Genomic DNA, 25,484 nt, shown 5'->3' on the forward strand with positions numbered 1-25,484 from the left:
TAAAGGCCGGAACCAACGTAAAATCCGGGTCGTGCGGGTGTAGCTCAATGGCAGAGCAGAAGCTTCCCAAGCTTACGACGAGGGTTCGATTCCCTTCACCCGCTCCACTCTTTATTTGACTTCCTCTCCGCCCCCCATTTCAGTTCATTTCACGTTCCACAATTTAGCTTTGTCATCGCTTTCGCGACACAAATGTCTTTTTATTAGGTGTAAAATATCGCCTAAATATTTTTCGGTTTCCGAAAGTGTCGGAAACACCCAGCCGAGGTTGCATCTCATGCCTGTCATCTTGTCGCGCCGTCGCTTCATCACCTTCGCCGCCGCTGCCGCCGGCCTGCCGCTATTGCTCCATACGGTGGGCGCCCAGGCCAGGCTGGCGCGCTGGGAGGGCACGGCACTGGGCGCCCCGGCTTCCATCCAGCTTTACCATAACGATAAAGCGCAGGCGCAAACCGCCATCTCCACCGCACTGGACGAACTCAAGCGCCTGGAGGCGATCTTCAGCGTCTACCGCGCGGACAGCGCCATCTCCGCGCTCAATCGCGATGGCGTGCTGGACAACGCGCCGCCCGACTTCGTCGCCATGCTGACGCGCGCCCTGTCACTGGCGAAAATCAGCGAAGGCGTCTACGACCCCACCGTGCAACCGCTGTGGCAAACCTATTTCCGCCACTTCACCGCGGCCAACCCCGACCCGTCCGGCCCGGCGCAGCACGATATCGCCGCCGCCCTCGCCCGCGTCGACTGGCGCGCGGTGGAAGTTGACGCTGAAAACAGAAAAGTCCGCTTCGCCCGCCCCGGCATGGGCCTGACGCTCAACAGCGGCGCCCAGGGCTATATCACCGACTGTGTCGCCAACGTGCTGCGCGCCCAAGGTTTCGCCAACATGCTGGTAGACATGGGCGAGCCGCGCGCGCTCTCGACTAAGCCCGACGGCTCCGCCTGGCGCATCGGCATCGCCAACCCCGCCGATCCGACCCGCACGGTCGCCACGCTGGAAGTGGTGGACAAATGCGTGTCCACCTCGGGTGGCTACGGCACACTGTTCGACCCCGCCGGCACCTTCACCCACCTGATCGACACCCGCACCGGCCGCACTGCGCCGGCGCTGCTGGGGGTATCGGTGGTGGCCAATAGCGGCAGCATCGCCGACGGGCTGTCCACCGCCATGCTGATGGCCCCGGTCGAGCGCCGCCAGGCCATCCTCCGTGCCGCCGGCGGCATCAAGGCCATTTACGTGAGCCCCGAGGGCGTGGTCTCCACGGTGGAAGCCTGAACGTGAACGTGCCGACCGACGACAACCTGGACTTCAGCGCGCCCGCCATGGTGGAAGGCTTTGCCACCGTGGTGGCGGTGGACGGCGGCATGGCCTGGCTCGAACCCGAGCAGACCGGCAGTTGCGGCAGCTGCGCTTCCTCCTCGGCCTGCGGTGCCAAGGGCATCGGCACCGCGGCCAGCCGACTCGAAGCGCGCCGCTTCCAACTCGACAACCACGCCGGCCTGGCCGTCGGCGAGCGCGTAGTGGTCGGCATCCGCGAGCATGCGCTGGTCAAGGCTTCGCTCACCGCCTACGCCATTCCGCTCGCTGCCATGCTGGGCGCCGGCGCACTGGCGCAATGGGCCGCCGACAGCGACGGCATCACCATGGCGGCCATGGTCGCCGGGCTGCTGATCGGCCTCGGCCTCGCGCGCCTGAGCGCCAGTCGCCTGTCTTCCCGGGGCGATCTCGCCCCCCGCTTCCTGCGCCGCGCCAATGTGGGCGTGGTGTGTAAAATCAGTTAAAGGCCTGGGCATGAAAGAATACGTACTTCTGATGGTGAGCGCGGCGCTGGTCAACAACGTCATCCTGGCCCGCTTCCTCGGCCTGTGCTCGTTCATGGGCGTGACCACGCGCATCGATACCGCGGTCGGCATGGGCATGGCGACCACCTTCGTGATCACCGTCTCGTCGATGGCCGACTGGGCGGTCGAAACCTACCTGCTCCAGCCTTTCGGCCTGGGCTATTTGCGCACCGTGACCTTCATCCTGGTGATCGCCGCTGCCGTGCAGTTCACCGAGATGACGGTAAAGAAAGTGTCGCCGGCCCTGTTCCAGATGCTGGGTATCTATCTGCCGCTCATCACCACCAACTGCGCCGTGCTGGGCGTGGCCCTGCTGCTGGTCGCGGGCAAGATGACGTTCATCGGCAGTACCTTGTTCGCCTTCGCCTCATCCGTCGGCTACACCCTGGTGATGGTGATTTTCGCCGGGCTGCGCGAGCGCTTGGCGCTGGCCGAAGTGCCGCGCCTGTTCGCCGGCCCGCCGATCGGTTTTATCGTCGCCAGCCTGCTGGCGCTGGCGTTCATGGGTTTTTCCGGCATGAGTACGAGCTGAGGAGTATCTAAATGTTGATTGCAGTAGGTAGTCTTACGGTAATGGGCATCGCCCTGGGCGGCATACTCGGTGCGGCGGCGCGCTTCCTCGCGGTGGAGGAAAATCCGCTGGAAGAGGAGCTGAAAGCCATGCTGCCCGGCTCTCAGTGCGGCCAGTGCGGCTATGTCGGCTGCGGCCAGGCGGCAGCCGCACTGGCCAAGGACGAGGCTCCGGTGACCCTGTGCCCCCCCGGCGGCAGGGCGGTGGCCGAGGCGCTGGCCAAGAAGCTGGGCGTCACCGCCGATCTCTCCGAGCACGAGGAAAAGGTGCCGCAATACGCGGTGGTGCGCGAGGAGTTCTGCGTCGGCTGCACGCTGTGCATCAAGGAATGCTCGGTGGACGCGATCGTCGGCGCCAACAAGCTGATGCACTCGGTGATCGTCGAAGCCTGTCATGGCTGCGGCAAATGCGTCAAGGTCTGCCCCACCGAGGCGATCGAAATGCGTAACGTAGCGGAAACGCTGGGCACCTGGCATTGGGCCAAGCCCGAAGCCGAACACGTGTTGCACTAGAGGTTGAAGATGAAGCTTTTCCCCATCCGCGGTGGCATCCATCCCGACTACCGCAAAGAGCAGACCAGCGAGAAGGCAATCGTCGCCCTGCCGCTGCCGGAGCTGCTCTACATCCCCTTGCAGCAGCACATCGGCGCACCGGCCGAGGCGCTGGTGCAAGCCGGCGACCTGGTCAGGAAAGGCCAGCTGATCGCGCGCAGCCAGGGCGGCATCTCTGCGCCCCAGCATGCCCCGACCTCGGGCCGCATCACGGCGGTGGCGGACATCCCCGCGCCGCACCCATCCGGCCTGCCGCAGCCCACCATCATCCTGGAACCGGACGGCAGGGAAGTATGGACCGACCTGCCCGAACCCATCGCCGACCCCCTCAACGCCGACCCGCAGACGATCCGCGAACGGGTTGCCCAGTCGGGCATCGTCGGCATGGGCGGCGCGGCCTTCCCCTCGGCGGTCAAGCTGGATCTCGGCACGCGCTACAAGCTTGAAATCCTCCTGCTCAACGGCGCCGAGTGCGAGCCCTACCTCACCTGCGACGACCGCGTGATGCGCGAGCACGCCGACGAGGTGATCGACGGCGCCCGCATCATGGCCCACACGCTGGGCGTAAAGAAGATCGTGATCGCCATCGAACAGAACAAGCCGCAGGCGCTCGCCGCCATGAGCAGCGCGGCCTCCACTTTCTCCGAAGTCGAGGTGGTGGGGGTGCCGGTGCAATACCCGATGGGTTCCGAGCGCCACCTGGTGCAGGCCATCACCGGGCGCGAAACCCCGGCGAAGAAGCTCACCGCCGATATCGGCGTGGTGGTGCACAACGTCGCCACCGCCCGGGCGGTGCACCAAGCCGTGCGCTTCGGCCGTCCGCTGCTGGGCCGGGTGGTGACGGTCAGCGGCGGCGCAGTGCGCGAGCCCAACAACATCGAGGCGCCCATCGGCGCGCGGGTGGCCGACCTGGTGGCGTTCTGCGGCGGCTTCAGCGGCGCACCGGCCAGCCTGGTCAATGGCGGGCCGATGATGGGCCAGCCGCTGCCCGGCCTGGAGGTGCCGGTGGTCAAGGGCATGTCTGGCATCCTGGCGCTGACCGCCGGCGAGGTCAACGAGCAGCCGGTGAGCGCCTGCATCCGCTGCGGCACCTGCGTCACCATCTGCCCCTGCGGGCTGGTGCCGGTGGAAATGGCCGCCTTCATCCGCAAGGATAATTTCGAAGTCGCCGCCCGGCTCGGGGTGATGGACTGCGTTTCCTGCGGCAGCTGTTCCTGGGTGTGCCCGTCGCACATCCCGCTGGTGCACTACTTCAACTACGCCAAGGGCATGATCAACGCCCTGGAGCGCGAACGGCGCAAGAACGAGCGCGTCAAGACACTGGCCGAGGCGCACAACGCGCGCATGGAAAAACTGGAAATAGCGGCCGAGGCCAAGCGCGCAGCGGTCGCCGCGCGCAAGGCCAACCTGGCCGCAGCCACAGCAGAGGAAAAGACCAACGCATGAGCATTGCATCGATAACCCGAAGCGGGCCGTTTACCCATACCGCCAACAGCGTCCAGAAGACCATGCTGACGGTGCTGCTGGCACTTGTGCCGGCCACCGCCTTCAACGCATATTTGTTCGGCTGGCCGGGGATCCTGCTGTTCGCCGTCACCGTCGGCTCCTGCGTGGCGGTCGAGGCGGGATGCCTGGCGCTGGCGGGCCAGCCGATGAAGGCGGCACTGAGCGACTACTCGGCGGTGCTGACCGGGTGGCTGCTGGCCATGAGCCTACCACCCTGGGCGCCGTGGTGGACCGGCGTGCTGGGCGCCGTGTTTGCAATCGCCCTGGCCAAACACACCTTCGGCGGTATCGGCCAGAACCTGTTCAACCCCGCCATGGTGGCGCGCGTCGCCCTGCTGGTGTCGTTCCCCGTGGTCATGACGGCCTGGGTCATGCCGCATCCGCTGTTTTCGGCCGGCGCACCCGGTTTCTCCGACGCGGTCGCCATCACCTTCGGCGGCAACCTGCCCGACTCGGTAAGCGCCGCCTCTGCGCTGGGCTACGTCAAGACCGAGCTGTCGCGCGGCATACCGGTGACCCAGTCGATGGCGCACGTGCCCGACCTGATGGACATGGCGCTGGGCTTCCGCGCCGGCAGCATGGGCGAGACCTCGGCCATCCTGATCCTCGCCGGCGGGCTGTTCCTCATGGCGCGGCGCATCATCTCCTGGCACATCCCGCTGGGCATGATGGGCGCGCTGTTCCTGATGGGCACGCTGTTCCACGCGCTCGACCCGGCACGCTACACCGACGGCATGTTCCACCTGATGTCCGGCGCCACCTTCCTGGGCGCCTTCTTCATCGCCACCGATTACGTCACCTCGCCGGTGTCGAAACACGGGCAGCTGGTGTTCGGCATCGGCGTCGGCCTGCTCACCTGGACCATCCGCACCTACGCCGGCTACCCCGAAGGCGTGGCCTTCGCCGTGCTGCTGATGAATTCGCTCACCCCCATCATCGACCAGTACACCCGCCCGCGTGCGTTCGGACGCAGCCGCAAGGGTGAACCACTGCCGCTGGAGGGGAAGCCATGAGCATGAAGCAGGGCACATTGAAACATGCAGTCATCCTCGGCAGCTTCTGCCTGGGCTTCGGATTGCTGCTTGCCGTCACGGACATGGTCACCGCCAAGGACATCGCCGCGCGCGCCCTGGAAGACAAGCAGAATTCGCTGAGCCAGGTGATTCCGAACAGTCTCCACGACAACAACCCGGTAACGGACAGCTTCGCCATGAAGGACGACCACGGCAAGGACATCACCGTCTACCGTGCCCGCAAGGATGGCAAGGTGTCCGGCTTGGCGTACGAGATATACGGCACCGGCTATGGCGGCGAGATCAAGCTGATGCTGGGCGTGGACGTCGCGGGTAACGTGCTCGGCGTGCGCGTCCTGGCCCACCACGAAACCCCCGGCCTGGGCGACAAGATCGAGGAGAAGAAAGGCGACTGGATATTGCGCTTCACCGGCCTGTCGCTGCTCGATCCGGTAATCGACAAATGGAAGGTCAAGAAGGATGGCGGCCAGTTCGACCAGTTCGCCGGCGCCACCATCACCCCGCGCGGCGTGGTCCTCGCCATCCGCAACGGGCTCGAATTCTTCGCTGCCCACCAGGCGCAACTGACGGAGGTGAACTGATGGCGACCCAATACCGGACGATCGTCCGCGACGGACTGTGGGACAACAACGGCGTGCTCAGCATGCTGCTCGGCATGTGCCCGACCATGGCCATGACCACCAGCGCCACCAACGGGCTGGGCATGGGCGTGGCGACAGCCGTGGTGATGGCCGCCTCGAGCCTGCTGGTGGCCACATTCCGCAACCGCATCACGCAGGAAGTGCGCATTCCCGTCTACATCCTCATCGTCGCCGCCATGGTGACGCTGGTGGACCTGTGCATGAATGCCTGGATGCACGAACTTTACAAGGTGCTGGGCCTGTTCATCCCGCTCATCGTCTCCAACTGCCTGCCGCTCGCCCGGCTCGAGGCCTTCGCCGCCAAGGAGCCGGTACTGCCCTCGTTCCTCGACGGCCTGTTCATGGGCATCGGTTTCACCTTCGCGCTCACCGTTATCGGCGCGGTGCGCGAGATCTTCGGCTCGGGTACCCTGTTCGCGGATGCCTCCCTACTGTTGGGCCCCGCCTTCAAGTTCATGGAAATGCACCTGATGTCTTCGGACATGGGCGTGCTGATGATGATCCTGCCGCCCGGCGGGTTCCTGGTGACCGGCCTGCTGGTGGTCGCCAAGCGCATACTCGACGTCCGCGCCGGCAAGGCCATCCAGATGGGCGGCGCCCACAGCGCGGCGTGAGGAGAGAACCATGATAGTCGGAGTCGCCTACGCCGCAACCACCCGCCAGGCCTGGCTCACGGTCCAATTGCCCGACGGCGCCACGGTGAAGGATGCCATCGAGCGCTCGGGGGTGCTCAAGCAGTTCCCGGAAATCGATCTGGAGCAGCAGAAAGTCGGCATATTCAGCAAGGTCTGCAAGCTGGACGCCGTGCTGGCGGACGGTGACCGCGTCGAAATCTACCGCCCCATCACTTGCGACCCAAAAGCCGTGCGCCGCAAGGCCAAAGCGGAGGGGGCCGAGAGCGACGAGGCGAGCTGAACTTTAGCAAGTGTTTGAGCGCTGGCTATTCCACGGTCACGGATTTGGCGAGGTTACGCGGCTTGTCGACATCCGTTCCCTTGCACAGCGCCGCGTGATAGGCCAGGATCTGCAGCGGCACGGTATGGACGATCGGGCTCAAGGGCCCGGCATTAGTGGGCAGGCGTAGCAGATGCAGGCCTTCCTGCGGGGTGAAATGGCTGTCCAGATCGGCGAACACATATAATTCCCCGCCGCGCGCGCGCACTTCCTGCAGGTTGGACTTGAGCTTTTCCAGCAGAATGTCGTTGGGCGCCACGGCGACCACCGGCATGTCCTTGTCCACCAGAGCCAGGGGACCGTGCTTCAACTCTCCGGCCGGATAGGCTTCGGCGTGGATATAGGAGATTTCCTTGAGCTTGAGCGCGCCCTCCATGGCGATGGGGTAATGCACGCCACGCCCCAGGAACAGTGCATGATGCTTGTCGGCGAAATGCTCCGCCCACGCCGCGATTTGCGGCTCCAGCGCCAGCGCCTGCTGCACCAGTCCCGGTAGTTCGCGGAGCTGTTCCAGCCAGACTTTTTCCTGCTGATCGCTGATCTTGCCGCGCAAACGTCCCAATACCAGAGTTAGCAGGAACAGCGCGACCAGCTGCGTGGTAAACGCCTTGGTGGAGGCGACGCCGATTTCCGGCCCGGCGCGGGTCAGGAACTTGAGGTCCGCGGTACGTACCAGCGCGCTTTCCGGCACGTTGCAAATTGCCAGGCTGTACTTGTGCCCGAGATTTTTCGCCTGAATCATGGCATCGATGGTGTCGCGGGTTTCGCCGGACTGGGAAATGGTCACGATCAGGGTATCGGGATCGGCCACGCTATCGCGGTAGCGGTATTCGCTGGCGATTTCCGCGCGGCAGGGCAGGCCGGTAAGCGACTCCATCCAGTATTCCGCCACCTTGGCGGCATGGTAGCTGGTGCCGCAGGCGAGGATGCGCACGCCGTTGACCGCGCGCAGGATGTCCTCGGCCCCCGGTCCGAAAATGCCCGGCGAGACGCTGCTGGTGGTCACTGCGGCCAGCAGCGTGTCGGCGATGGCCCGCGGCTGCTCGTGGATTTCCTTCTGCATGAAATGGCGGTAATTGCCCAACTCCGCCATGTCGGCGGAAAGCTCCGAAACTTGTACGGGGCGCTCGACGGGTTGCCCGGCGGCATCGAATATCTTCACTCCGAGCAAGCCGATGTCGGCAATATCGCCTTCTTCCAGGTAAATCACTTTTTGCGTCACCGGCAGCAGGGCCGACACGTCCGAGGCGATGAAGTGTTCCTCGATGCCGATACCGATCAGCAGCGGGCTGCCGCGCCGCGCGGCGACGAGCTGATGCGGCGCATCCACGCACACCACGCCGATGGCGTAGGCCCCGTGCAGCTCCGCCGTAGCGGCACGCACCGCCGCGACCAGGTCGCGATCGGCGCGATAATGATAGTGAATGAGGTGCACGATGACTTCGGTATCGGTTTCGGAGGCGAAGGTGTAGCCCAGCGACTTGAGTCGCTCGCGCAGGATTTCGTGGTTTTCGATGATGCCGTTGTGGACCACGGCGATCTCGTCGGTACTGACGTGCGGGTGGGCATTATCGTAAGTCGGCGCGCCGTGGGTCGCCCAGCGGGTGTGTGCGATCCCGAGGTTGCCATGGGTCTGTTGACGCCCCACCTCGGCGGACAGCTCGACCACGCGCCCGATACTGCGCACGCGCTGCAGGCCTCGATTGATGACGACCAGGCCAGCCGAGTCGTAACCGCGATATTCGAGGCGGCGCAGCCCCTCCAACAGGATGGGCACGACGTTGCGCTGCGCCACGGCTCCGACAATCCCGCACATAGACTTACTCCTTGATCTTCTTCACCGGGCGCTGCCACCCGGCAATGGTTATCTGTTTGGCGCGCGACAGGGTCAGTTCTCCGCTCGGCGTGTCCTTGGTGATGGTGGAGCCGGCGCCGATGGTTGCTCCCTTGCCCACCGTCACCGGCGCCACCAGCTGGGTGTCCGAACCAATGAATGCGCCATCCTCGATCACGGTGCGATACTTGTTGGCGCCGTCGTAATTGCAGGTGATGGTGCCCGCCCCAATGTTCACTTTCGCACCCACCGTGGTATCGCCGACGTAGCTGAGGTGATTGATCTTGCTGTTATATCCGACCTGGCTGTTTTTCAGCTCGACGAAATTGCCGATATGCACTTCGTCCGCCAGGCGTGTACCGGGACGGATCCGGGCGTAAGGGCCGATGCGGCAGCCAGCACCGATTTCGGCCTGGTCCAACAGGCTGAAAGGCTCGATGAAGGTGCCGGCTGCAATTGTCACCTCGCGCAACACGCAGTTGGCGCCCACTCTCACGCCATCTCCCAACACCACGCGGCCTTCGAATACACAATTGACATCAATCTGCACGTCGCGGCCGCAATTGAGTTCGCCGCGCACATCAATGCGCCTGGGGTCCGCCAGCGTTACACCGCCATCCATCAGACTCTGCGCCCGCTCGTGTTGATACAAGCGTTCGAGGTGCGCGAGTTGGCTCTTGCTGTTGATGCCGAGCACTTCCCAGTGGTGCGCCGGCTGCACCGTGGCAATTTCCACACCTTGCCCCGCGGCAAGCGCGATAACATCGGTAAGGTAATATTCGCCCTGGGCATTTTCATTTTTCAGGGCGGCGAGCCAAGCCGTGAGATGCAGGTTCGGCAACACCATGATCCCGGTATTGACTTCGTGGATCGCGCGCTCTTCCGGGGAAGCGTCTTTCTCTTCCACGATGCTTACGACATTGCCGTTGTTCCGCACAATGCGGCCGTAGCCCTTGGGCTCGTCCATGACCATGGTCAGCAGCGCCATTTTTCCCGGCAATGCGGCCTGCAGCAGGGCTAGCAGCGTTTCGCCACGAATCAATGGTACGTCGCCGTAAAGTACCAAGGTCACATGACCGGCGTCCAGGTAGGGTGTGGCCTGCTGCAACGCATGCCCGGTGCCCAACTGCGGCACCTGCAACACCATTTGCACATCGGGCTGCGCCACGGCGCGCGGTATGGCGTCGCCGCCATGACCGTAAACAACGCAAATTTTGGCGGGGTCCAGTGCTCTGGCGGTATCCAGCGCATGTTGCAGCAAGGATTTTCCCGCTAGCTCATGCAGAACCTTGGGACGGTCTGAATGCATGCGCGTGCCCTTGCCGGCGGCGAGAATGACGATGTCTATGGGTAGCGGCATAGCAAACTCGGACATGAAAACTGGATTATAAATAGAAAAGGCAGCCGAAGCTGCCTTTTCACTGGTGCGACTGAAACTCAGTGGCCGGACCGTTTGCGTATGTGCTGGATGGCGCGAATCTGCGCGACAGCCTCCGCCAGTTCGGCTTCCGCCTTGGCATAATCCATCGCAGCGGAACGATCCCGCATGGCCTCTTCTGCCCGTTGCTTGGCATCCAGCGCCTTGGCTTCGTCGAGGTCCTTGCCGCGCAACGCGGTGTCGGCCAGGATCGTGACCACTTGCGGCTGGACTTCGAGAATGCCGCCCGAGACGAAAAATAGTTCTTCTTCCGCCTGGTCGGGAATCTTCACCCTGACCGTACCCGGCTTCATGCGCGAGATGAATGGCGCATGACGCGGATGAATACCCACTTCGCCGGCGGCTGCCGGCGCCGAGATAAACTCCGCCAGTCCAGAAAAAATGGACTGCTCGGCGCTTACCACATCCACATGAATTGTCATTGCCATAGCTGACGTCCTTTACTGGATGGTTTTGGCTTTTTCGACAGCTTCTTCGATGCCGCCCACCATGTAGAACGCTTGTTCCGGCAGGTGATCGTATTCGCCGTTGACAATGCCCTTGAAGCCGGCGAGCGTGTCCTTGAGCGACACGAACTTGCCCGGGCTGCCGGTAAACACTTCGGCCACGAAGAACGGCTGCGACAGGAAGCGCTGAATCTTACGTGCACGGGCTACGGCCAGCTTGTCTTCAGGGGACAGTTCGTCCATACCCAGAATCGCGATGATGTCGCGCAATTCCTTGTAGCGCTGCAGCGTGGACTGTACCGCACGTGCCACGGAGTAGTGCTCTTCACCAACCACCAGCGGGTCGAGCTGACGCGAGGTTGAATCGAGTGGATCCACTGCGGGGTAAATACCCAGTTCCGCAACCTGACGGGACAGCACCACGGTCGCATCCAAGTGGGCAAAGGTGGTTGCCGGCGACGGGTCGGTCAAGTCGTCCGCAGGTACGTAGACGGCCTGGATGGAGGTAATGGAACCCTTCTTGGTGGAAGTGATGCGTTCCTGCAGGCGGCCCATTTCCTCTGCCAGGGTAGGCTGGTAGCCCACGGCCGAAGGCATACGGCCCAGCAGCGCGGACACTTCGGTTCCGGCCAAGGTGTAGCGGTAGATGTTGTCGATGAACAGCAGCACGTCACGGCCTTCGTCACGGAAGAATTCCGCCATGGTCAAGCCGGTCAACGCCACGCGCAGACGGTTGCCCGGGGGTTCGTTCATCTGGCCGTAAACCAGCGAAACCTTGTCCAGCACGCCGCCTTCCTTCATTTCGTGGTAGAAGTCGTTGCCTTCACGAGTACGCTCGCCCACGCCGGCAAACACCGAGTAACCACTGTGTTCGACCGCGATGTTGCGGATCAGCTCCATCATGTTAACGGTCTTGCCCACACCGGCGCCACCGAACAGACCCACTTTACCGCCTTTGGCAAACGGGCAGATCAAGTCGATCACCTTGATGCCGGTTTCGAGCAATTCGTTGGAAGCAGCCAGTTCGTCGAAGGCCGGAGCCTTGCGGTGAATTCCCCAGCTTGTTTCGTTGCCGATTGGGCCCATTTCGTCAATTGGGTTGCCCAACACGTCCATAATCCGGCCCAGCGTCTTGGTCCCGACCGGCACGGAAATGGCAGCGCCGGTTGCGGTCACGGCCATGCCGCGGCGCAAGCCGTCCGTTGTACCCATTGCGATGGAGCGCACTACACCGTCACCCAACTGCTGCTGAACTTCCAGCGTGAGGCCGACTTCTTCCATTTTTAAGGCGTCATATACTTTGGGCATGGAATCGCGGGGGAACTCGACGTCCACAACCGGCCCAATGATTTGCACCACTTTACCTTGGCTCATTTTCTATCCTCGATACTGTTGATTCTTTAAGATCCGTTTATTGCTTGGGTGCGCTGCGCTTAAACAGCGGCCGCACCGGCGACAATTTCAGACAACTCTTTGGTGATCGCTGCCTGACGGGTCTTGTTGTAGATCAGCTTGAGCTCGTCGATGACGTTGCCCGCGTTGTCAGACGCTGCTTTCATCGCCACCATGCGGGCACTCTGTTCCGACGCCATGTTTTCAGACACGGCCTGGTATACCAGCGCTTCAATGTAACGCGTCATCAGTTCATCGATGACCGATTTTGCGTCGGGCTCGTAGATGTAGTCCCAGTGACCTTTCGCCGAACCCAGTTCTTCGCCGGAGAGCGGCAGGATCTTCTCCAGCACGGGCTCCTGCTTCATGGTATTGATGAAGCGCGTATAACCAAGATACAGTTCGTCGATCTGGCCGTCCATGTAGGCATCCAGCATCACCTTCACCGGTCCGATCAGCTTCTCCAGATGGGGGGTGTCGCCCAGCCCGGTAACGTGCGACAGCACGCTCCCGCCCATGCGCTGCAGGAAGCCGAACCCCTTGCCGCCAAGCGCACAGGCATCCACACCTACCCCGGCACTTTCCCAGGTTTTCATCTGGTTCAGCACCATGCGTGTCACGTTGGTGTTGAGACCGCCGCACAAACCCTTGTCCGATGTCACCATGATGACGCCGACCCGCTTCGCGCCTTCACGTTGAATCAGGAAAGCATGTTTGTATTCGGGGTGAGCGTGGCTCAAGTGCGCGGCAACATTACGAATCTTTTCGCCATAGGGACGAGCGGCCCGCATCCGATCCTGCGCCTTGCGCATTTTGGATGCAGCCACCATTTCCATGGCGCGGGTGATCTTCTGGGTATTCTGGACGCTCTTGATCTTCGTCCGAATCTCTTTTCCGCTCGCCATTATTCAGTCCTAACTCTATGTTCCGTGTCGATTTAGTAAACCGAGCTGGCCTTGAACTCGTCAATTGCGCCCGTCAGTGTTTTCTCGCTTTCGGCACTCACATCGCGTTCATTTTCGATGGTGTTCATCAGTTCGCCATGTTTGCTCTTCATGAATGCTTGCAGGGCAGCTTCAAAAGACAGCGCCTTTTTCACATCAACGGCATCCATGTAGCCCTTGTTGACCGCAAACAGCGTGACAGCCATTTCCGAGATGGACATCGGGGAATACTGGTTCTGCTTCATCAGTTCGGTCACCAGCTTGCCGCGCTCAAGTTGCTTGCGGGTCGCTTCGTCCAGGTCGGAAGCAAACTGGGCAAACGCCGCCAATTCGCGATACTGAGCCAGGGCCAGACGAATACCGCCCCCCAGCTTCTTGATCGCCTTGGTCTGAGCAGCACCGCCGACGCGGGATACGGACAGACCGGCGTTAATCGCGGGACGGATACCGGCGTTGAACAGGTCGCTTTCCAGGAAGATCTGGCCGTCGGTAATGGAAATCACGTTGGTCGGCACGAAGGCGGACACGTCGCCAGCCTGGGTTTCAATCACTGGCAGGGCGGTAAGCGAACCGGTCTTGCCCTTGACTGCGCCGTTGGTGATTTTTTCGATATGGTCGGCATTCACGCGCGCCGCACGTTCCAGCAGGCGCGAGTGGAGGTAGAACACGTCACCAGGATAGGCTTCACGGCCAGGCGGACGGCGCAGCAACAGGGAGATTTGGCGATATGCCCAAGCCTGCTTGGTCAGGTCGTCATAAACGATCAGCGCGTCTTCACCGCGATCGCGGAAGAATTCACCCATGGTGCAACCAGCGTACGGTGCAATGTATTGCATGGCGGCCGGGTCGGAGGCCATTGCAGCGACGACGATGGTGTGGCCCATGGCGCCATGCTCTTCAAGCTTGCGCACCACGTTGGCGACGGAGGACGCCTTCTGGCCCACAGCGACGTAAACGCAAATAACGCCGGTGCCCTTTTGGTTGATGATGGCGTCGACCGCCACCGCCGTCTTGCCGGTCTGGCGGTCGCCGATGATCAGTTCACGCTGGCCTCGGCCGATCGGCACCATAGCGTCGACGGACTTCAGACCGGTTTGCAGGGGCTGCGACACGGACTGACGGGAGATCACGCCCGGAGCCACTTTCTCGATCGGGGACGTCTGCGTTGCGTTGATCGGGCCTTTTCCATCGATCGGCATGCCGAGCGAGTTAACCACACGGCCGATCAAGCCCTCACCCACCGGCACTTCCAGAATCTTGCCAGTGCACTTGACGGTATCGCCTTCGGTAATGTGTTCGTATTCACCCAGCACCACGGCGCCGACGGAGTCGCGCTCGAGGTTGAGCGCGAGGCCGAAGGTGTTGCCTGGAAACTCCAGCATTTCACCCTGCATCACGTCGCTCAAGCCATGAATACGCACGATACCGTCGGTTACCGACACTACCGTACCCTGATTGCGCGCTTCAGCCGCGGTGGCGAAGCTTTCAATCTTGTTTTTGATCAGGTCGCTGATTTCTGAGGGGTTTAAGTTCATTCTTTATTTCTCCTAGCGTTTCAGCGCAAATGCCATGTTATCCAACTGGCCGCGCACAGAGGCGTCAATCACCACGTCGCCGGCATTGATTTTCACGCCGCCAATAAGTTCGGGGTCCACACTGACGCGCGTCGTCACCTTGCGGGCAAAGCGTCTTTCGAGCAGACCGATCATTTCTTTCTCTTGCTCGGCGGACAGCGGGAAAGCGCTGACGATATCGGCCTCCAGCATGCCGCTTTGTTCGGCCTTAAGCTTTTCAAACTGCTCAGCGATTACCGGCAGCAGGGCGAGACGGCCATTTTCGAGCAACAGGCGGATCAGGTTCTTGCCTTCCTCGTTCAGCTCCTTGTCCATCACCGCAAGAAATACTTGCTCGACATTGGCTCGAGTGAACTTGGGATTGGCAATGGCATCGCTCATCGTGGCATCGCTCGCCACCGCAGATGCGGTAGCCAGCATACGCGACCAGTCAGACAGTGCCGCCTTCTGGCTTGCCAGGCGATACAAAGCTTCGGCGTAGGGCCTTGCTATCGTAACGGTTTCCATAAGTTATCGCCGCCTAGATTTCGTTCTTGAGCGAAGTCAGCAACTCGGCGTGAGCCTTGGCATCCACTTCGCGGCGCAAAATTTTCTCGGCACCCGCGACAGCCAGTTCGGCCACCTGTTGACGCAGCACTTCACGCGCGCGGTTGATTTCCTGCTCGATCTCAGCCTTGGCGCCAGCGATAAGCCGGTCGCCCTCTTCCTTGGCGATGCCCTTGGCTTCATCGATCACCTGGGCAGCGCGTTTCTCTGCCTGGGCAATCACTTCAGCAGCCTTTTGCTTGGCGTCATGCATGGACTCGGTTGCACGGCGCGAGGCCAGCTCCAGCTCATGCTTGCCACGCTCGCCTGCGGCGAGACCATCGGCGATGAGCTTTTTACGCTCGGTCAGTGCCTGCATGATGGGCGGCCACACAAACCGCATGCAGAACCAGACGAACATGATGAACATGATCGTTTGCCCGAGAAGGGTTGCATTGATATTCATGCATAAACCTTTCTAGAGTTAAAAATTGCAGCCAAGCTTAGCCGGCCACTGCGAACAGAACGTACATGGCGATACCAACAGCAATCATCGGCACCGCGTCGACCAGGCCCATCACCACGAAGAACTGGGTGCGCAGCATAGGGATCAGTTCAGGCTGACGGGCGGCGCCTTCAAGGAAGCGACCACCCAGAATGCCGATACCGACAGCAGCGCCCAGCGCGCCCAGACCCATCATGATCGCGCCAGCGATGAAAAGCAGTGCATGTTCCATTTATATATCTCCTGGTTAATTTAAAGTGAAATTGCTAATTGAAATCTTAATGATGTTCCTGGTGCGCCATATCCATGTAGACGATGGTGAGCGTCATGAAGATGAATGCCTGCAGGGTGACGATCAGGATGTGGAATATGGCCCACCCCAGAGAAAGCACGATTTGCGAACCGAACAGCACTGAGCTGCCGAGGGTCACGCTGGCCGATGCGCCCATGATGGCGATCAGAATAAAGATCATTTCGCCGGCGTACATGTTGCCGAACAGACGCAGTGCGAGGGAAACTGGCTTTGCGATGAGGTTGACACCCTCGAGGAAAATGTTCGCTGGCAGGCCAAATTTGCCGAAGGGTTGCAGCGTCAATTCGCCCACGAAACCACCCAACCCCTTGATCTTGATGCTGTAATAGACAACAAGGACGAACACGGCGATAGACATGCCGAAAGTGGCGTTGGGATCGGTGGTCGGAACCACTTTGAAAAACACATGATGCGGGTCCATGCCGAACACATTGGCACCCACCATTGCGGCAACCTGGGGCAGGTAGTCGATGGGTATCAGGTCCATCAGGTTCATCAGCAGAATCCAGGCGAAAATGGTCAGCGCCAGCGGGGCAACCATGTCATTTCTGGCGGTAAACGACCCCCTTACGCTGGTATCGATGAATTCGACAACCCATTCGACAAAATTCTGCAAGCCGCTCGGCACTCCGGCGGAAGCTTTCTGCGCGGCACGCGCGAAGTAGAACAGGAATACGGCGCCCAGCAAAAAGGCGATGAGCGTGGTATCAAGGTTGAGAGCCCAGAAACCCATTTCCTTGGCTTCCTGTGCGCTATGGGCAACACCCCAGGAACCGTCTGGCAGTTTGCCATATGTCAGATTCTGCAGGTGGTGCTTGATATATTCTGCGGAGGTGAGCGTTTCGCCAGACATTTATTGTTTCTCTATTCCACGTATTATTGTTGAAACTACCAGGACAATCTGCCCCAGCACAAAACCGAGCAGCAAGGGCGCCGGCATCAGTTTCAACCATCCCAATCCCGCCGCAATAAGCAGCGCGACCATAAAAAAACGTTCCAGACTGGAACGCACTAGCCCGGCCAATTCCTGGCCCGGGCTCTTTCCGCTTGGCTGCGCGCCGACGCGCATGCGCCAGGCCAGCATCAGGGTATTCGCCACCGCCACAAGTCCGCCGAACCATGCGGCCTTGGCTGCATGTTCATCGATGAACCAGAAAGCCAATGCCGCGCTCAACGCAGCGACGGCCGCCTGTTCAACTGCTATGCGTAACGGACGCATACGTAGTCGGCAGGGCAAAATATCATGAAATAATAATATACTCTCGCCAAGTCGTCAAACCTTGCTTACGATTGAATGACTTAGGTTATGCGGATGGCAACCGATCGCCAAGCCGATCACAATCGGCCCAGGATGTTGTCGAGCTGCTCCAGACTGTCATAGTCGATGCTCAGGCGGCCTTTGCCGCCCTTGCGGTGCGACAGCGTCACGCGCGTTCCAAGCTTCTCCGCCAGCTCTTCCTGCAGGCGCAGGACATCTCGATCCGGCTGCGCCTTATGCACTTCTGTCGGCTTGAGCATGCGTTGCGCCAGCTTCTCCGCTTCGCGGACCGACAACCCCTTGTTGATGATTTCGTGCGCAGCATCGATCTGCTTGACCTGCGTCAGGCCGAGCAGTGCTCGGCCATGCCCCATGTCGAGCAGATTTTCCATCATCATTTCCTGTACCCGTGGCGCAAGATTTAGCAAGCGCAACAGGTTGGTGACTGCGCTACGCGAACGCCCAACCGCTTCCGCTGCGGATTGATGGGTGAGGGCAAACTCATCAACAAGCCTCTGAATCCCCAGCGCCTCTTCGAGCGGATTGAGATTTTCGCGCTGAATGTTCTCGATCAAGGCCATAGCCAGCGCGGCCTCGTCCGCAATCTTGCGCACGAGGGCGGGGATTTCGCTCAGGCCAGCAAGTTGAGCCGCGCGCCAGCGCCGTTCGCCGGCGATGATTTCATAACGGTCTTCCGCCACCGGACGCACCAGCACCGGCTGCATTACACCCTGCGCCTTGATGGAATCTGCCAACTGCTGCAATGACTCCTGATCCATGTGCGTGCGCGGCTGATATTTTCCGGGCTGCAGTTTCGTCACTGCGAGTTGCCGCAGGCTTTCCCCTTCTATTCCGGCATCGCCACCAGCCAACAGCGCATCCAGTCCGCGGCCCAATCCTGTGAGTTTGACCATTCTTATCGATTCCTTATTATTCACACGCCAGCCGCCGCAACGGCTTCACTCTTGCCGATCATTTCACCGGCCAAGGCCAGGTAAGCCTGGGCTCCTTTTGAAGCCTTATCATGGTAAAGCACCGGCACACCGTAGCTGGGCGCCTCCGCCAGCCGGACGTTGCGCGGAATGACGGTGCGGTAAACCTTGTCCCCGAAATATTGCTGCAACTGGGCTGAGACTTGTTGCGCCAATGCGTTGCGCGGATCGAACATGGTACGTAACAGACCCTCGATTTCCAGTTGCGGATTGAGGTGCGCGCGCACACGCTTGATAGTTTTCACCAGGTCGCTCAGACCCTCCAAGGCATAGTATTCGCACTGCATCGGGATCATCACTGCATGTGCGGCGCATAATCCATTCACCGTCAGCAGGTTGAGCGCGGGGGGGCAATCGAGCAGAATGTAATCGTATTCTGACGCTATGCTTTCCAGTGCTTTCTTGAGACGCCATTCGCGCGCCATTTCCTGCACCAACTCGACCTCGGCCCCCGCCAGGTCACGGTTGGCAGGGATCAGGTCGTATTTGGCGCTGGTGGACACCCGGACTTCCGCCAGGGAGTTCTGCTCCAGCAAGACGTGGTAGACAGTTCTTGTCAAACGGTCTTTCTCGACACCGCTTCCCATGGTTGCATTACCCTGCGGGTCGAGGTCCACCATCAATACCTTACGTTTGGTGGCTGCCAGGCTGGCTGCAAGATTGACGGTAGTGGTAGTTTTACCCACCCCGCCCTTCTGGTTGGTTACCGCGATGATTCTGGCCATGCTTACACCCTGATAATTACCAAATGCCGCTGTGCCTCGAGCCCCGGCACATTGAGGGAGACGACTTCGACTTGATGGTATTCGCCCGGCAATTGCGCCAGCTCGTCGTGTGGATAAACACCCTTCATCGCCAGCAGTGTGCCGCCCGAGCGGCACAGGCGCGCGCTCAGGCGGACGAATTCGGACAAGTCGGAAAAGGCGCGCGAGATCACCGCATCAAAAAGCTGCTGCGGCGCGTAAGTATCGACCCGCACACACTCCACCGCAACCTTGCTCAATTCCAGCTCGATACATGCCTGGCGCAAAAAAGTGGTTTTTTTGTGGTTACTGTCGAGCAAGGTTATCTGCAATTCCGGTTGGGCGATCGCCAATGGAATGCCCGGCAATCCTGCGCCGCTCCCCACGTCGAGCAAGCGCCCCGCTCCCACGTAGGGCAAGACCGCCAGACTGTCCAGAAGATGCTGGTAAAGCATGTTTTCCGTCTCTCTTACCGCAGTCAGGTTATAAACCTTGTTCCATTTCTGCAGTAAGGCAATGTACGCCAGCAGGCGCTCCCGTTGCTCGACGCTCAAGGCAAGTCCCATTTGCTCCAGACCTGTTGCAAGCCGCTCATCCAGGCTCATGCACTTTTCCGTTCCGCACGGCCCTGCATGCGCTTCAGGTAAACCAGCAGCAGCGAAATCGCCGCCGGGGTAACGCCGGAAACACGGGCCGCCTGACCCAGCGTCTCGGGCCGGAACTGCGCCAACTTCTGCTTCACCTCGATCGACAGACCATGCACCTTGTTGTAATCCATGTCCGGCAGCAGGCGCAGCGCCTCATAATGATGGTGGCGCTCGATTTCATCCTGCTGGCGCTCGATATAGCCTTGATATTTAGCCTGAATCTCGACCTGTTCTGCCACCTGCGGATCGTCCACACCCACGCCCGCCCCCGGCAATGACATCAAGGAACGATAATCAACCTGGGGACGGCGCAACAGATCGAACAGCGAATACTCGCGCTCGATGGCCTGACCGAGCACCCGCTCCGCGGCTGCAGCATCGATTATCTTCGGGTTAACCCAAGTACTTTTCAGGCGTTCTTTTTCCTGCGTTACCGCTTCGCGTTTACGCTCGAAGGAACTCCAGCGATTATCGTCCACCACGCCAAGTTGGCGCCCGATTTCCGTCAAGCGCAGATCCGCGTTGTCTTCTCTCAACAGCAGGCGGTACTCAGCACGGCTGGTAAACATGCGGTACGGTTCGGAAACGCCGCGCGTAATCAGGTCATCAACCATCACGCCCAGGTAGGCCTGGTCCCGGCTCGGGCTCCACGCCTCTTTCCCGGCCGCAGACAAAGCCGCATTGATCCCTGCCAGCAACCCCTGCGCGGCAGCCTCTTCGTATCCCGTTGTCCCGTTGATCTGTCCGGCAAAAAACAGCCCCTGGATCGCCTTGGTCTCCAGGGAGCGCTTCAGTCCGCGCGGGTCGAAGTAATCGTATTCGATGGCGTAACCGGGACGGGTGATGTGGGCGTTCTCGAAACCGCGCATCGACCGCACCAGATCGTATTGCACATCGAAAGGCAGGCTGGTAGAAATGCCGTTGGGGTATATCTCGTGGGTAGACAGGCCCTCCGGCTCGACAAAAATCTGGTGCGAGTCCTTGTCGGCAAACCGCATTATCTTGTCTTCGATGGAGGGACAATAGCGCGGTCCGACGCCCTCGATCACGCCGGAATAAAGAGGAGAACGATCCAGCCCACCACGAATGATGTCGTGGGTGCGCGCGTTGGTGCTGGTAATCCAGCAAGATACTTGGCGCGGATGCTGCTGCACCGAGCCAAGATAAGAAAAGACCGGCGCCGGATCATCTCCGGGCTGCTCGGTCATGACAGAGTAGTCCAAGCTGCGTCCATCTATGCGCGGCGGCGTCCCCGTCTTGAGGCGCCCCACCGGCAGCTTCAACTCCCGCAGCCGATGCGCCAGACTGACTGCCGGCGGGTCTCCGGCACGCCCAGCCTGATAGCTGGTCAGCCCCACATGCACCAGCCCGGCAAGGAAGGTGCCCGCCGTCAGCACCACGGCGGGGGCCTCGAAGCGCAGACCAAGCTGAGTAACCACGCCGGTTATTTTGTCGCCGAGCAACGTGAAATCGTCAACCGCTTGCTGGAACAGCCATAAATTCGGCTGATTTTCCAGCCGCCGGCGAATCGCCTGCTTGTACAGCATTCGGTCGGCCTGTGCGCGTGTAGCGCGCACTGCCGGCCCTTTGCTGGAATTCAGCGTACGAAACTGGATACCACCCTCGTCTGTGGCCGCCGCCATGGCGCCGCCCAAGGCATCTATTTCCTTGACCAAATGGCCCTTGCCAATCCCGCCGATCGCTGGATTGCACGACATCTGCCCAAGCGTTTCTATATTGTGGCTCAAGAGCAACGTTTTTCGCCCCATGCGCGCCGCGGCAAGCGCGGCCTCGGTGCCGGCGTGGCCACCACCGACCACGATCACGTCAAATTTTGTGGGAAACTGCATGGGGAGTAATTCTTGGTTTTGGGAGGGGAATGATACGACAAAAACAGGCTGTGCGTCAGCCTCTCGCGCTCAAAGCCCCTTGTGGTTTCACGTGAAACCACAGAGAATACATTATTTATCAGCTACTTACCGATACAAAAACGACTAAAGATCTCGCCCAGCAAATCGTCCGCACAGAATTCGCCGGTAATAGCACTTAATGAATTTTGCGCCAGCTTTAATTCTTCCGCGAAGAATTCCAGTTGGCGCCAGTTTGTCTCGGCATTTTCGATATGCTCGCGAGCGCTTTTCATGGCGCGCAAATGACGCTCGCGCGCCATGAAAGCCCCTTCACCCGTTTGTTCCCAGCCTGCCAGGGCAAGCAGGCGCAGGCGCAGTCCGTCCATACCTGCACCGGTTTTCGCGGAAACGAAAACATCTTGGCCGCTCTCTGCGGTCGGCGCGGATAACAGATCAATTTTATTGAAAACCTTAACCACCGGGAGACCTGTCGGCAATCTGGCCAGGATCACCCGGTCCGCCTCGCTCTCGCCTTCTCTCGCATCGAGCAGCAGCAACACCAACGAGGCTTTTTCCACGGCATTCCATGTTCGAGAGATGCCGATCTGCTCGACCTCACAGGAAGTATCGCGCAAGCCCGCGGTGTCGATGATGTGAAAGGGCACGCCCTGGATGTCGATTTCTTCACGTACGGTGTCACGTGTGGTGCCCGCGATAGGAGTGACGATGGCGATTTCATCGCCGGCCAACTGATTGAGCAGGCTGGACTTGCCGACATTTGGCTGCCCGACCAGCACCACGTGAACCCCCTCGCGCAGCAGGCTGCCCTGCTTAGCGCTGACAAACAGCCTCTGTTGCAGCTGTTTGATATGCGCAAGTTTGCCCAGAGCATCTGCTGCCTCAAGAAAATCGATGTCTTCGTCGGGAAAGTCGATGCAGGCTTCCACCAACATCCGGAGGTCGATCAGGCGCGCCACGATTTCATGTATGGCGCGGGAAAATTCACCCTGCAGCGAGCGCAAGGCGCTTTTAGCCGCCTCTTCACTACTTGCGTCTATCAGGTCTGCGACGCTCTCGGCCTGCGCCAGATCGAGCTTGTCGTTAAGAAAGGCGCGCTTTGTGAACTCACCGGGCTCGGCCAGGCGTGCGCCGAGATTCAGACACCGCTTGAGCAGGCGCTGCATCACGGCGTTTCCACCATGGCCCTGCAATTCAAGCACGTCTTCACCGGTAAAGGAATGCGGCGCGGGGAAAAACAGCGCGATGCCCTGATCTATGATCGAACCGTCACCGTCTTGGAAATCGCTTAAGGTCGCAAACCGCGCCCTCAAAGTTTTACCTAAAAGAGCTTGGACGAATGCATTCAGGCCAGCCCCAGACACCCGCACCACACCAATGCCGCCCCGCCCGGGGGCGGTAGCGACAGCGGCGATCGTATCAGCGTTTGCCATGCCCCTTGGCAGCCTGTTCCTGCTCAGCATTGCGCGTGATCTGCCACTGCTGGGCGATGGAGAGCGTGTTGTTCACAACCCAGTAAAGCACCAGACCGGCAGGGAAGAAGAAAAAGAAAATACTGAAAGCAAACGGCATCACCATCATGACCTTGGCCTGAATAGGGTCCGGCGGCGTCGGGTTAAGCTTGGTCTGAATAAGCATGGTAATGCCCATGATGATGGGCAAGACGTAATATGGATCTGCGGCCGAAAGATCCTGAATCCAAAGCGCGAAAGGCGCATGACGCATTTCCACGCTGGCCAACAGAACCCAGTACAGTGAAATGAAGACGGGGATCTGTACCAGAACGGGCAGACAGCCGCCTAATGGGTTGACCTTCTCGGTCTTGTACAGATCCATCATGGCCTGATGCAGGCGCTGACGATCATCCCCATACTGTTCCTTGAGTTTTTGCAGTTTTGGTCCCAGCACGCGCATGTGCGCCATGGAGCGGTAGCTTTTTGCTGAAAGGGGATAAAACGCCAATTTGATCAGCACCGTTAGCAGGATGATGGCAACCCCCCAGTTGTCGACTCCTTTATGAATCATGGACAGGACCCAGAACAGAGGAGCTGCTATGACGGTGAGCCAACCATAGTCCACCGTCAGATCCAGACCGGGAGCAAGCTTGCTGAGTTTTTCCTGTTCCTGTGGACCTGCGTATAGGGGGACGGAAAGAACCCCTTCTGCACCTGGAGCAATGGTACCAACTGGCAGAATTACCCCCGCGGCAAAAAGTTTGTCAGCTAACTTCTTGGTATAGAATTCGCGCGCCACACCATCCTTCGGCAGCCAGGCACTAAAGAAGTAGTGCTGCAGCATTGCGACCCAGCCATCCTTGCTTTGCTTTTCGAAACTGGCCTTGTCTTTTTCGATATCGGAGAAACTCACTTTCTGGAATTTTCCCTTGTCGGTATAAACAGCTGGTCCGGTGTAGGTTTTGACGAACCGTGGGTCCCCGTCCGGTGTTGATTCGTCCCGCACCAACTGGTAATAAGCGTTAGGTGCTATGGCTGCAGTACCGCCGTTATGAATTTTATATTCCACATCGATTACGTAACTATCCCGGTGGAAGGTGAAAATCTTATCCACTTTGACGCCTGCAACCTCGGGAGCAGTCAGCGTGACGCGGATATCCTGAGCCCCGTCTGCCAGTCTGTAATCGCTCGCTTGAGCGGTATACCGGGTTTTGTGACTTGGCAGACCGTTGCCTAGAAGGCCTGATTGAGCCACGTAAATATGGGGTTTTTGATCAGCAAAAAGGATGAAGTTCTTGTTCTTGTCCACCGCATCGTGATGCTTCAACAATTCCAGGTGGCGTATGTCGCCGCCTGCTGTATCGATTACCACGTTCAGGGTATCGGTACTTACTCGCAGCTTTTCTCCCTGATCCATCTGCGGCAGTAAATCAGGAGCGGTAGCGGGTGGTGTCGCACTCAGGGCTGTAGTTGGGACCGGGGTCGTAGAAGCCACCTGGGACGTTGCGGTTTGCACGGTTTGTGCTGGAATGGGGTGCTGCTCCTTTTGCCATGAATCCCACAACATCATGATCGAAAAAGAAAACACGACAAACAATATAAGTCTTTGGGTATCCATGGTTTACCTAAGGTAAGGGATCATAGCCGCCATCATGCCAAGGGTGGCAGCGGCCAACGCGTTTGATACTCAGCCACAGGCCCTTGGTGGCGCCGTATTTTTTGACTGCTTGGGACGCATATTCTGAGCAGGTCGGCGTAAAACGGCAAGAAGGTCCAAGCATAGGGCTGATTAAATATTGATACGCCTTGATCGCCATCAGCAAAATTCTAGTCATGGCTCGCCCCCAGATAGAGGGACGGGAAATTTCTGCCTCAGACGCGAAAATTGCAACCGCAGCTCCTGTTCAATCCCAGCATAATCGGCCTGTGTGAAACTTTTTCGTACTCTCACGACAATATCCAGACCACTCAACTCGTATTGCTGTAAACGGAAGACTTCCCGCGCTATGCGCTTTATGTAATTGCGCGACGTCGCCAGACGCGCCGTTTTTTTACTGACAATTACTGCCAGACGTGCAAAATCCTGATTTCCGGGTTTGGCGATAAGTTGGAAGTGCTCGCTGGAGAAGCGACAATTGAAACTAAAAACGGATGAAATATCATCCGTTTTTACTAAATGCTTTGGCTTGGAAAATCCAAAGCCGTTCACTGCAGTTAAGACCTTGATCAGACAGCCAGACGTGCCCTACCACTTGCGCGGCGAGCATTGATAATGGCTCGACCAGCTGCCGTTTTCATTCTGGCACGAAAGCCATGGGTGCGTTTGCGTTTGACAACGGATGGCTGAAAAGTACGTTTCATGATTCTTCCTCTTGCTTTAACAGAGACTGTGAACCGACAATTAGACTACTTTTGCTAAACATCTGTCAACCATAATTAATCACCCAGTCTG

At 59.6% G+C, this 25,484-nt stretch carries 29 protein-coding genes and 1 tRNA gene; 10 read left to right on the forward strand and 20 right to left on the reverse strand.

Going from position 1 to position 25,484, the window contains the following annotated elements; genetic code table 11:
- Positions 1–33 precede the first annotated feature (33 nt).
- The 10 genes from SKTS_RS18605 to SKTS_RS18650 all read left to right on the forward strand — a co-directional run bounded on the left by SKTS_RS18605 (position 34) and on the right by SKTS_RS18650 (position 7,060).
- Positions 34–107, forward strand: a tRNA-Gly gene (locus SKTS_RS18605).
- A 170-nt stretch (positions 108–277) separates the two neighbouring features.
- Entirely contained in the window at positions 278–1,276 is a 999-nt protein-coding gene (locus SKTS_RS18610) for an FAD:protein FMN transferase (protein WP_173068686.1), read from the forward strand.
- Between the two features lie 2 nt (positions 1,277–1,278).
- A complete protein-coding gene (locus SKTS_RS18615) occupies positions 1,279–1,782 on the forward strand; it encodes a SoxR reducing system RseC family protein (protein ID WP_244617395.1) in 504 nt (167 codons plus the stop codon).
- Between the two features lie 10 nt (positions 1,783–1,792).
- The gene (gene rsxA, locus SKTS_RS18620; protein ID WP_173068688.1) at positions 1,793–2,374 is read left to right on the forward strand and encodes an electron transport complex subunit RsxA; all 582 of its coding nucleotides are present in this window, start codon (positions 1,793–1,795) and stop codon (positions 2,372–2,374) included.
- Between the two features lie 11 nt (positions 2,375–2,385).
- Positions 2,386–2,925 carry an RnfABCDGE type electron transport complex subunit B gene (locus SKTS_RS18625; RefSeq protein ID WP_173068689.1) on the forward strand — a complete coding sequence of 180 codons (540 nt, stop codon included), beginning with the start codon at positions 2,386–2,388 and terminating at the stop codon, positions 2,923–2,925.
- Between the two features lie 9 nt (positions 2,926–2,934).
- Positions 2,935–4,410 (forward strand): electron transport complex subunit RsxC, encoded by a 1,476-nt coding sequence (rsxC, locus tag SKTS_RS18630; protein WP_173068691.1) that lies wholly within the window; start codon positions 2,935–2,937, stop codon positions 4,408–4,410.
- A complete protein-coding gene (locus tag SKTS_RS18635; protein WP_173068693.1) occupies positions 4,407–5,483 on the forward strand; it encodes an RnfABCDGE type electron transport complex subunit D in 1,077 nt (358 codons plus the stop codon). Before rsxC ends, SKTS_RS18635 begins: the two co-directional genes overlap by 4 nt.
- A complete protein-coding gene (gene rsxG / locus SKTS_RS18640; protein WP_244617396.1) occupies positions 5,480–6,085 on the forward strand; it encodes an electron transport complex subunit RsxG in 606 nt (201 codons plus the stop codon). Before SKTS_RS18635 ends, rsxG begins: the two co-directional genes overlap by 4 nt.
- On the forward strand, positions 6,085–6,759 hold the full coding sequence (locus SKTS_RS18645) for an electron transport complex subunit E (protein ID WP_173068696.1): 675 nt from the start codon (positions 6,085–6,087) through the stop codon (positions 6,757–6,759). Before rsxG ends, SKTS_RS18645 begins: the two co-directional genes overlap by 1 nt.
- Before the next feature lie 10 nt (positions 6,760–6,769).
- Complete coding sequence (locus SKTS_RS18650) at positions 6,770–7,060, forward strand: RnfH family protein (RefSeq protein ID WP_173068699.1); 291 nt, start codon at positions 6,770–6,772, stop codon at positions 7,058–7,060.
- A gap of 25 nt (positions 7,061–7,085) precedes the next feature.
- Here the strand turns inward: SKTS_RS18650 and glmS are convergent, their stop codons facing one another.
- The 20 genes from glmS to rpmH form a co-directional block, all read right to left on the reverse strand.
- A complete protein-coding gene (glmS, locus tag SKTS_RS18655; protein ID WP_173068702.1) occupies positions 7,086–8,915 on the reverse strand; it encodes a glutamine--fructose-6-phosphate transaminase (isomerizing) in 1,830 nt (609 codons plus the stop codon).
- Between the two features lie 4 nt (positions 8,916–8,919).
- Positions 8,920–10,293, reverse strand: coding sequence for a bifunctional UDP-N-acetylglucosamine diphosphorylase/glucosamine-1-phosphate N-acetyltransferase GlmU (gene glmU / locus SKTS_RS18660; RefSeq protein WP_173068705.1), 1,374 nt, complete (start codon positions 10,291–10,293; stop codon positions 8,920–8,922).
- Positions 10,294–10,370: 77 nt separating this feature from the next.
- Positions 10,371–10,799, reverse strand: a complete 429-nt coding sequence (locus SKTS_RS18665) for a F0F1 ATP synthase subunit epsilon (protein WP_173068708.1) — start codon at positions 10,797–10,799, stop codon at positions 10,371–10,373.
- A 12-nt stretch (positions 10,800–10,811) separates the two neighbouring features.
- Complete coding sequence (gene atpD / locus SKTS_RS18670; protein WP_173068711.1) at positions 10,812–12,191, reverse strand: F0F1 ATP synthase subunit beta; 1,380 nt, start codon at positions 12,189–12,191, stop codon at positions 10,812–10,814.
- A 59-nt stretch (positions 12,192–12,250) separates the two neighbouring features.
- The gene (atpG, locus tag SKTS_RS18675) at positions 12,251–13,114 is read right to left on the reverse strand and encodes a F0F1 ATP synthase subunit gamma (RefSeq protein ID WP_173068714.1); all 864 of its coding nucleotides are present in this window, start codon (positions 13,112–13,114) and stop codon (positions 12,251–12,253) included.
- A 32-nt stretch (positions 13,115–13,146) separates the two neighbouring features.
- Positions 13,147–14,688 carry a F0F1 ATP synthase subunit alpha gene (gene atpA, locus SKTS_RS18680; protein ID WP_173068717.1) on the reverse strand — a complete coding sequence of 514 codons (1,542 nt, stop codon included), beginning with the start codon at positions 14,686–14,688 and terminating at the stop codon, positions 13,147–13,149.
- A gap of 12 nt (positions 14,689–14,700) precedes the next feature.
- Positions 14,701–15,234: a F0F1 ATP synthase subunit delta gene (locus SKTS_RS18685; protein WP_173068720.1), complete on the reverse strand. Its 534-nt coding sequence runs from the start codon at positions 15,232–15,234 to the stop codon at positions 14,701–14,703.
- Positions 15,235–15,247: 13 nt separating this feature from the next.
- On the reverse strand, positions 15,248–15,718 hold the full coding sequence (locus SKTS_RS18690; protein WP_173068723.1) for a F0F1 ATP synthase subunit B: 471 nt from the start codon (positions 15,716–15,718) through the stop codon (positions 15,248–15,250).
- Positions 15,719–15,755: 37 nt separating this feature from the next.
- Positions 15,756–15,989, reverse strand: coding sequence for a F0F1 ATP synthase subunit C (atpE, locus tag SKTS_RS18695; protein WP_009207213.1), 234 nt, complete (start codon positions 15,987–15,989; stop codon positions 15,756–15,758).
- Positions 15,990–16,035: 46 nt separating this feature from the next.
- The gene (atpB, locus tag SKTS_RS18700) at positions 16,036–16,923 is read right to left on the reverse strand and encodes a F0F1 ATP synthase subunit A (protein WP_173068726.1); all 888 of its coding nucleotides are present in this window, start codon (positions 16,921–16,923) and stop codon (positions 16,036–16,038) included.
- The gene (locus SKTS_RS18705; protein WP_280513676.1) at positions 16,924–17,289 is read right to left on the reverse strand and encodes an ATP synthase subunit I; all 366 of its coding nucleotides are present in this window, start codon (positions 17,287–17,289) and stop codon (positions 16,924–16,926) included.
- A gap of 116 nt (positions 17,290–17,405) precedes the next feature.
- Positions 17,406–18,242, reverse strand: a complete 837-nt coding sequence (locus tag SKTS_RS18710; RefSeq protein ID WP_173068731.1) for a ParB/RepB/Spo0J family partition protein — start codon at positions 18,240–18,242, stop codon at positions 17,406–17,408.
- A 20-nt stretch (positions 18,243–18,262) separates the two neighbouring features.
- Complete coding sequence (locus SKTS_RS18715) at positions 18,263–19,045, reverse strand: ParA family protein (RefSeq protein ID WP_173068734.1); 783 nt, start codon at positions 19,043–19,045, stop codon at positions 18,263–18,265.
- 2 nt (positions 19,046–19,047) lie between these two features.
- Positions 19,048–19,668 carry a 16S rRNA (guanine(527)-N(7))-methyltransferase RsmG gene (gene rsmG / locus SKTS_RS18720; protein ID WP_173068737.1) on the reverse strand — a complete coding sequence of 207 codons (621 nt, stop codon included), beginning with the start codon at positions 19,666–19,668 and terminating at the stop codon, positions 19,048–19,050.
- Positions 19,665–21,560 carry a tRNA uridine-5-carboxymethylaminomethyl(34) synthesis enzyme MnmG gene (gene mnmG, locus SKTS_RS18725; RefSeq protein WP_173068739.1) on the reverse strand — a complete coding sequence of 632 codons (1,896 nt, stop codon included), beginning with the start codon at positions 21,558–21,560 and terminating at the stop codon, positions 19,665–19,667. Before mnmG ends, rsmG begins: the two co-directional genes overlap by 4 nt.
- Positions 21,561–21,682: 122 nt before the next feature.
- Positions 21,683–23,011: a tRNA uridine-5-carboxymethylaminomethyl(34) synthesis GTPase MnmE gene (gene mnmE, locus SKTS_RS18730; RefSeq protein WP_173068742.1), complete on the reverse strand. Its 1,329-nt coding sequence runs from the start codon at positions 23,009–23,011 to the stop codon at positions 21,683–21,685.
- The gene (yidC, locus tag SKTS_RS18735; protein ID WP_173068745.1) at positions 22,998–24,650 is read right to left on the reverse strand and encodes a membrane protein insertase YidC; all 1,653 of its coding nucleotides are present in this window, start codon (positions 24,648–24,650) and stop codon (positions 22,998–23,000) included. The genes mnmE and yidC overlap by 14 nt, the downstream gene beginning before the upstream one ends.
- A gap of 7 nt (positions 24,651–24,657) precedes the next feature.
- Positions 24,658–24,867, reverse strand: a complete 210-nt coding sequence (gene yidD, locus SKTS_RS18740) for a membrane protein insertion efficiency factor YidD (protein ID WP_173068747.1) — start codon at positions 24,865–24,867, stop codon at positions 24,658–24,660.
- Positions 24,864–25,241, reverse strand: a complete 378-nt coding sequence (rnpA, locus tag SKTS_RS18745; protein ID WP_173068750.1) for a ribonuclease P protein component — start codon at positions 25,239–25,241, stop codon at positions 24,864–24,866. The genes yidD and rnpA overlap by 4 nt, the downstream gene beginning before the upstream one ends.
- Before the next feature lie 17 nt (positions 25,242–25,258).
- Positions 25,259–25,393 carry a 50S ribosomal protein L34 gene (gene rpmH, locus SKTS_RS18750; RefSeq protein WP_173068754.1) on the reverse strand — a complete coding sequence of 45 codons (135 nt, stop codon included), beginning with the start codon at positions 25,391–25,393 and terminating at the stop codon, positions 25,259–25,261.
- Positions 25,394–25,484 lie beyond the last annotated feature (91 nt).

The organism is Sulfurimicrobium lacus (assembly GCF_011764585.1).
GTDB classification, from domain to species: domain Bacteria; phylum Pseudomonadota; class Gammaproteobacteria; order Burkholderiales; family Sulfuricellaceae; genus Sulfurimicrobium; species Sulfurimicrobium lacus.